This window comes from Paenibacillus sp. EKM211P (assembly GCF_011066175.1).
GTDB lineage: Bacteria > Bacillota > Bacilli > Paenibacillales > Paenibacillaceae > Paenibacillus > Paenibacillus polymyxa.
This window is the reverse complement of sequence record NZ_JAAMNS010000043.1, coordinates 1-1,560: the sequence shown is the minus strand read 5'-3', so window position 1 is coordinate 1,560 and position 1,560 is coordinate 1. Positions and strand designations below refer to the sequence as shown.

The window sequence follows — 1,560 nt, the reverse complement described above, 5'->3', positions numbered from 1 at the left end:
TCAGGCTGTCGAGAAAGTTTCGACAGCCTATTTTTATGTTAAATTTGTTTAAGACGACACCGCGTTAATGTTATATAATATAGGCAACTATTGTATAGAAACGGACGGTGTTGGTATGCTGCGATCTCATCGAGACAAACAACAATCCTTTGAATTGGTTTCCTTGGAAGAACTGGTGCCCCAAGATCATTTGCTTCGCAAAGTGGATACCTATATTGACTTCTCCTTTATTCATGAGAAGGTAAGCCCGCTGTATTGTGCAGACAACGGGCGTCCTGCCATTGATCCTACCGTATTGTTTAAAATGATCTTTCTCGGTTATTTCTATGGCATTCGCTCAGAACGGCAACTCGAGCGTGAAATTCAAACGAACTTGGCTTATCGTTGGTTTCTGGGGCTGGGCTTAACGGATAAAGTTCCGGACCATTCGACGATTAGTTGGAATCGTCGTACTCGCTTTAAAGACACTACGATCTTTCAAGATATCTTCGATGAAATTGTGCTGCAGGCGATCTCTCACCGAATGGTGGGCGGGCGTGTTCTCATCACCGATTCTACACACGTCAAGGCCAATGCCAACAAACATCAGTACACTAAAGAGCAAGTATTACAGAATACCAAAGACTATATGGACGAGCTGAACGAAGCGGTGAAGGAGGACCGGAAAAACCACGGAAAAAAGCCCTAAAATCTCGAGAGGAAGTGAACAAAGAAAAAGAAATTAAAGTGAGTAAAACCGATCCGGACAGCGGCTATATGATCCGTGATGGCAAGCCCGAAGGCTTCTTCTATCTGGACCACCGGACAGTGGATATGAAGTACAATGTGATTACGGATGTGCACGTGACGCCGGGGAATGTACATGATTCCGTCCCCTATTTGTCCCGTTTGGACCGCCAAAGAGAACGTTTTGCTTTTCAAGTAGAAGCTGTTGCGCTAGATTCAGGTTATTTAACAACGCCGATTTGTCGAGGTTTGCAAAGCCGAAAGATTTTTGCCGTGATTGCTCACCGAAGATTTCACCCCAAACAAGGCCTGATTCCGAAATGGAAGTTTGAATACGATGCCAAGAACAATGTGTATATTTGCCCAGCAGGACAGGAGTTAGCCTACCGAACGACAGACCGAAAGGGATACCGGCAGTATGGATCTGATCCGGCTCAGTGCGAACGTTGCCCGTTGCTGAGCCAGTGTACTCAGTCTAAAAACCACCGCAAAGTGGTGACTCGGCATGTCTGGGAAGACAGCAAAGAGTGGGTACGGAGCAACCGGCTAAGCCCATCCGGGAAACAGCTGTACCGCAAACGAAAAGAGACGATTGAGCGAAGCTTCGCGGATGCCAAAGAGCTCCATGGGTTTCGCTATTGCCGTTTGCGCGGACTTCCGAACGTCAGGGAACAAGCCCTCATGACGGCAGCCGTGCAGAACATGAAGAAGATGGCGATCCACCTGGATCGCCTGGAAAAACAGGGGTGAACCCTGTTTTTCCAGAGACCAGAGATCTCTCATGTAAAGAAAAAAAACCACGTCTCAAAAAGACGGGGTTTCTCGACAATCTGA

Annotated in this window: 1 protein-coding gene; it reads left to right on the top strand. The window is 47.1% G+C overall.

The window, feature by feature from the left end:
- Window positions 1-115: 115 nt before the first annotated feature.
- Window positions 116-1,476, top strand: a protein-coding gene (locus G9G57_RS25240; RefSeq protein ID WP_238799348.1) for an IS1182 family transposase whose coding sequence is annotated in 2 segments (ribosomal slippage) — window positions 116-683 and window positions 683-1,476 — 1,362 coding nt in all. Because the reading frame shifts where the segments join, the coding sequence is not laid out codon by codon here.
- The last annotated feature ends 84 nt before the right edge of the window (window positions 1,477-1,560 follow it).